The 5,683-nt window shown below is 76.2% G+C and carries 3 protein-coding genes and 1 pseudogene; 2 read left to right on the top strand and 2 right to left on the bottom strand.

Annotation, left to right across the window (positions count from 1 at the left end):
- Positions 1 to 810 (top strand): annotated as a pseudogene (locus tag AE652_RS46840) (hypothetical protein); the annotation flags it as partial.
- A 347-nt stretch (positions 811 to 1,157) separates the two neighbouring features.
- On the opposite strand, the gene AE652_RS33925 reads toward AE652_RS46840, so the two are convergent.
- Positions 1,158 to 1,964, bottom strand: coding sequence for an RNA methyltransferase (locus AE652_RS33925; protein ID WP_049658657.1), 807 nt, complete (start codon positions 1,962 to 1,964; stop codon positions 1,158 to 1,160).
- 88 nt (positions 1,965 to 2,052) lie between these two features.
- On the opposite strand from AE652_RS33925, the gene AE652_RS33920 reads away from it, so the two are divergent.
- Positions 2,053 to 4,794 carry a SpoIIE family protein phosphatase gene (locus AE652_RS33920; protein ID WP_082346148.1) on the top strand — a complete coding sequence of 914 codons (2,742 nt, stop codon included), beginning with the start codon at positions 2,053 to 2,055 and terminating at the stop codon, positions 4,792 to 4,794.
- A 37-nt stretch (positions 4,795 to 4,831) separates the two neighbouring features.
- Here the strand turns inward: AE652_RS33920 and cobA are convergent.
- Positions 4,832 to 5,683 (bottom strand): uroporphyrinogen-III C-methyltransferase (gene cobA, locus AE652_RS33915; protein WP_049658655.1); only part of this gene is annotated, 852 nt, incomplete at its 5' end.

The following is a 5,683-nucleotide window of genomic DNA, read 5'->3' as shown; positions in this document are numbered from 1 at the left end:
GCCCGCGACCCCCGCGACGCCCGCGACCGGGTGCGTCCCCGGGACCGCCAGCACACCCCCGCCCCCGGCGGGCGGCCCGGCGCCGCGCGGCAACGGCTGCTCCGGCAGCGGCTGGTCGTCTTCGTCACCGTGACCATCGGGGTGGCGCTGGCCATCGCGGCGGCCCAGGGGTGCGAGAACCGGGACAACCGGAGCGTGCGGCCACCGGCCGCGGTGGTGACCAACACCGGCTCCGGCGGCGAGCAGGCCGTGCCCGGGACATCGGCGGACGTCGCGCCGCAGGCCTCGCCCACCCCCCTCCCGGCAGCGGCACGCGGCGGTACGGACAGCGGGCTGACGGCCCCCCAGGCGCCGCTGCCGGCCGTGGACTGGCCCAACCGCAGCTACCCCGACGGGGCCGGCGGGCCGGCCATCGCCCTGCAGAACGGGCACTCGGTCGGCGCCGGGCCCCAGGTCGCGCTGAGCGCGGTGCTGCCGGCCCGGTACAAGGGCCTGCCGGCCGCGGTGGTCGTCCTGCGACGGGTGGAGGGCTCGGCCCCGGTCGACCTCGTCCAGCTCTACACCTTCACCGGGGACGCCCCGGCCGCCACCACCTCCCGCACCTCGGTGGCGGACCCGCAGGCGACGGCCAGCTGGCGACTGGACGGCAGCACGGTCGTCCGCGAGGAACGCGCGGCCGCCACCGGCACCGTCACCTCCACCCGCTACGCCGTCCGCCCCGACGGCACCCTCGACGAATCCTGGACCGGCGCCGCCACCACCCCGCCCCCCGCCGCCGCCCCGGCCCCGCCCACCTCCCCCACCGGCTGAAGCCTCCGGGCCGGCTCCCGGTTGTGCGGCGGCCGCTGCGAAGGCATGCGCGGGCGGGGCATGGCGCGAGAACTCGGGCGGGCCGACTTCCGGTGTCGGGTGATCCCCGGGCCTTGCTGTGGCCGGGTGCCCGGCAGGTGGCCCCGGCAAGAGCTGGCGTGCGCGAGAAGTCGGGCGGGCCGACTTCTGGTGGTGCGGCGGCACCTGGCGAGGCGTCGAGTGGGCGGGGCGCGGCGTGGGAAGTCGGGTGGGCCGGCTTTTGGGGGTGGGGCCGCGGCTGCGGTGTCAGGAGTCGGGCAGCGCGCGGGAAGTCGGGTGGGGCGACTTCTCGCGCGCCGGTGAGGGGGTCAGGGGGTGGTGACGGCGTAGAAGGCGACGGCGGCGGCGGCGCCGACGTTGAGGGAGTCGATGCCGTGGGCCATCGGGATGCGGACGGGGTGGTGGGCGGCGGCGATGGCGCGGGGGGTGAGGCCATCGCCCTCGGCGCCGAGCATGAGGGCGGCCTTGGGGAGGCTGTGCGGGGCGAGGGTGTGGAGGTCGACGGCGGTGTCGGCGGGGGTGAGGGCGAGCAGGGTGAAGCCGGCCTCGCGGACGGTGTCGAGGGCGGCGGGCCAGGGGTCGAGGCGGGCGTACGGGACCGCGAAGACCGCGCCCATGGAGACCTTGACGGCGCGCCGGTAGAGCGGGTCAGCGCAGTCGGGGGACAGCAGGACGGCGTCCATGCCGAGGGCGGCGGCGCTGCGGAAGATGGCGCCGAGGTTGGTGTGGTCGACCAGGCCTTCCAGGACGGCGACCCGGCGGGCGCCGGCGAGCACCTCGGCGGCGTCCGGAAGGGGCTTGCGCTCCATCGAGGCGAGGGCGCCGCGGTGCACGTGGTAGCCGGTGACGGCTTCGGCGAGGGCGGGCTCGACCACGTGGACGGGGGCGTCGGCCTCGGCGATGACGTCGCCCATCACCTCCAGCCACTTGGAGGTGAGCAGCATCGACCGCATCCGGTAGCCGGCGGCGAGAGCGCGGCGGATGACCTTCTCCCCCTCGGCGATGAAGAGGCCCTCGGCGGGTTCGCGGCGGCGGCGCAGCTCGACGTCGGTGAGGCCGGTGTAGTCGGCGAGGCGGGGGTCGGCCGGGTCGGTGATGGTGCGGGGTTCGGACACCCTGCGATCTTGCCAAGCCCGGACGGGGAAGGCCAAACGGCGGAGGGGGCGGGTGGTCCCCGGCTGGCCGTAGTGCAAATATGACCGTATGGCCCGAAATCCGGGCCGATCCTGGGCTCCGTCGGCCTCTGGCGCCACTGGCTCCGCCGGCTCCCCCGGTGGGCGCCCACACGGTCGGCCGCAGCTGCCGCACGCGAAGCCGCGGTGGCCCGTGTGGCACCGGTCGGTGGCGGGGCAGGTGTTCGCGCTCCAGATCCTGGTCGTGCTGCTGCTGGTGGTGGCGGCCGCGGTGGCGCTGGTGGTGCAGTCGCGCAACGACGCCGAGCACGAGGCGCGCAACCGTTCGGTGGCGGTGGCGCAGACCTTCGCCAGTTCGCCGGGCATCGTCGACGCGCTGCGCTCCCCCGACCCGACGGCCGTCCTGCAGCCGAGGGCGCAGTCCGCGCGGGTCGCCGCGGGCGTGGACTTCATCGTCGTGCTGAACAACCAGGGCATCCGCTACACCCACCCGAACCCGGCGCTGATCGGCCGGAAGTTCGTCGGCACCTACGAGCCCGCGCTGCACGGGCAGGTGGTGACCCAGCGCGTCTCGGGCACGCTCGGCTCGCTGGTGCAGGCGGTGGTCCCGGTGTACGCGCCGGACGGTTCGGTGGTCGGGCTGGTCTCGGCGGGCGTGACGCTGAAGAGCGTCAGCAGCGCCAGCGAGCGCCAGCTGCCGGTGGTGCTGGGCGCGGCGGCGGCCGCGGTGGGGCTGGCCACGCTCGGGACGGCGCTGGTCAGCCGTCGGCTGCGGCGCCAGACGCACGGGCTGGGCCCGGTCGAGATGACCAGGATGTACGAGCACCACGCGGCGGTGCTGCACGCGGTGCGCGAGGGCGTGATGATCCTCGGCGGGGACGGCCGGCTGCTGCTCTGCAACGACGAGGCGCGCCGCCTGCTGGACCTTCCGCCGGACGCCGAGGGCCGCCCGGTGGCCGGGCTGGGCCTGGAGCAGCGGCCGCTGGACCTGTTGACCGCCGAGCGCCCGGTGACCGACGAGGTGGTGCTGTCCGGGGAGCGGCTGCTGGCGGTGAACGTCCGGCTGATCGACCAGCCGGGCGGCCCGCCCGGCCGGGTCGCCACGCTGCGCGACTCCACGGAGCTGGCGGCGCTGTCCGGCCGGGCGGAGGGCGCGCAGCGGCGGCTGCGGCTGCTGTACGACGCCGGGGTGACGGTGGGCAGCACGCTGGACGTGACGCGGACGGCGGAGGAGCTGGCGCAGGTCACGGTGCCGCGGTTCGCGGACTTCGTCACGGTGGACCTGGCGGACCAGGTGCTGACCGGCGAGGAGCCGCCGCCGGGCCCCTCGCTGGGGCGGATGCGCCGTACGGCGGTGACGGGCGTACGGGACGACGCGCCGTTCTACCCGGTCGGCACGGTGCTGGACGTGGTGCCCGAGACCCCGCTGGCCGGGGCGCTGCACAGCGGGGAGGCTGCCATCGAGCCGCGGCTGGCGGAGGCCGGCCGGTGGCGGGAGCAGGACCCGGAGCGGTCGGCGCGGGTCCTGGCGTACGGGGTGCACTCGCTGGTGCGGGTGCCGCTTCGGGCGCGCGGGGTGCTGCTGGGGGTGGCCCGGTTCTGGCGGGCGCAGCGGGCGGAGCCGTTCGAGGCGGAGGACCTGGCGCTGGCCGAGGAGCTGGTGGCGCACGCGGCGGTGTGCATCGACAACGCCCGCCGCTACACCCGGGAGCACGCGATGGCGGTGACGCTCCAGCACAGCCTGCTGCCGCGCAAGCTGCCGGAGCAGACGGCGCTGGACGTGGCGCACCGTTACCTGCCGGCCCAGGCCGGGGTGGGCGGGGACTGGTTCGACGTGATCCCGCTGCCGGGCGCGCGGGTGGCGCTGGTGGTCGGGGACGTGGTGGGGCAGGGGCTGCACGCGGCGGCGACGATGGGCCGGCTGCGGACGGCGATCCACAACTTCTCGACCCTGGACCTGCCGCCGGACGAGCTGCTGGGGCACCTGGACGAGCTGGTGAGCCGGATCGACCAGGACGAGGCGGCGGGCGGGGAGCGCGCCGGGGTGGCCGGGGCGACCTGCCTGTACGCGATCTACGACCCGGTGTCGCGGCGCTGCACCCTGGCCACCGCCGGGCACCCCCCGCCGGCGGTGGTGGACCCGCAGGGGCGGGTGGTGTTCCCGGAGCTGCCGACCGGGCCGCCCCTGGGGCTGGGGGTGCTGCCGTTCGAGAACGCCGAGCTGGAGCTGGCCGAGGGCAGCCGGCTGGTGCTGTACACGGACGGGCTGGTGGAGGACCGGCAGCGGGACATCGACGAGGGGCTGGAGCTGCTGCGGGCGGCGCTGGCCGGGCCGCCGCGCACGCCCGAGCAGACCTGCGCGGACGTGCTCGGGGCGATGCTGCCGGAGCACCCGCAGGACGACATCGCGCTGCTGGTGGCGCGGACCAGGGTGCTGGCACCGGAGCAGGTGGCGCAGTGGGAGGTGCCCTCCGACCCGGCGGCGGTGCGCGAGGTCCGGGCCGCGGTGGCGGAGCGGCTGACGGCCTGGGGGCTGGCGGAGGCGGCGTTCGTCACCGAGCTGATCCTGAGCGAGCTGGTGACCAACGCGATCCGGTACGGCTCCGGGCCGATCCGGGTGCGGCTGCTGCGGGACCGTTCGCTGATCTGCGAGGTGTCGGACGGCAGCAGCACCTCGCCGCACCTGCGGTACGCGGCGACCGAGGACGAGGGCGGGCGCGGGCTGTTCCTGGTCGCGCAGTTCGCGGACCGCTGGGGGACGCGTTACACGGCGACCGGGAAGGTCATCTGGACGGAGCAGCCGCTGGAGTAGGAAGTCGGCCGGGCCGACTTCCCACTCCCCCGCGGGCCTACCGCTGGAAGGCGGCCGCCAGCACGTTGACGACGTCGCCGATGACGATGACCGCCGGGGGCTTGACCCCCTCGGCCTCGACCACCGCGGCGACGGTTCCGAGGGTGGCGTCCACCCGGCGCTGGGCGGCGGTGGTGCCCTCCTGGACGATCGCGACGGGGGTGTCCGCCGGCCGGCCGTACTCGACCAGCCGGGCGGCGATCGCGCCGATCTTGTCCACGGCCATCAGCAGCACCAGGGTGCCGCTCATCCGCGCGGCGGCCTCCCAGTTGGTGAGCGAGCGCTCGTCGTCCGGGCCGACGTGGCCGGAGATGACGGTGAACTCGTGGGTCATGCCGCGGTGGGTGACGGGCACGCCGGCCGCGGCGGGGACGCTGATCGAGCTGGAGATCCCGGGCACCACGGTGACCGGCAGCCCGGCCTCCGCGCAGGCCAGCAGCTCCTCGCCGCCGCGGCCGAAGACGTACGGGTCGCCGCCCTTGAGCCGGACCACGAACTTGCCGGCCTTGGCGTGCTCGACCAGGGTGCGGTTGATCGCCTCCTGGGCCATGAACCGGCCGTACGGGATCTTGGAGGCGTCGATCACCTCGACGTGCTCGGGCAGTTCGGCGAGCAGCTCGCGCGGGGCGAGGCGGTCGGTGACGACCACGTCGGCGTCGGCGAGCAGCCGGCGGCCGCGCACGGTGATCAGGTCCGGGTCGCCGGGGCCGCCGCCGACCAGGGCCACGCCGGCCCCGTGCGAGCGGTACTGACGGGCGGCCAGCGAGCCGTCCCGCAGGCCGTCCACGATGGCGTCGCGCAGGGCCGCGGAGTGGCGAGGGTCGCCGGTGAGGACGGCCACGGTGGCGCC

Source organism: Kitasatospora sp. MY 5-36 (assembly GCF_001182915.1).
Classification (GTDB): Bacteria; Actinomycetota; Actinomycetes; order Streptomycetales; family Streptomycetaceae; genus Kitasatospora.
Note: the sequence above shows the minus strand (reverse complement) of the source record. Positions and strands in the feature narration are given on the sequence as shown.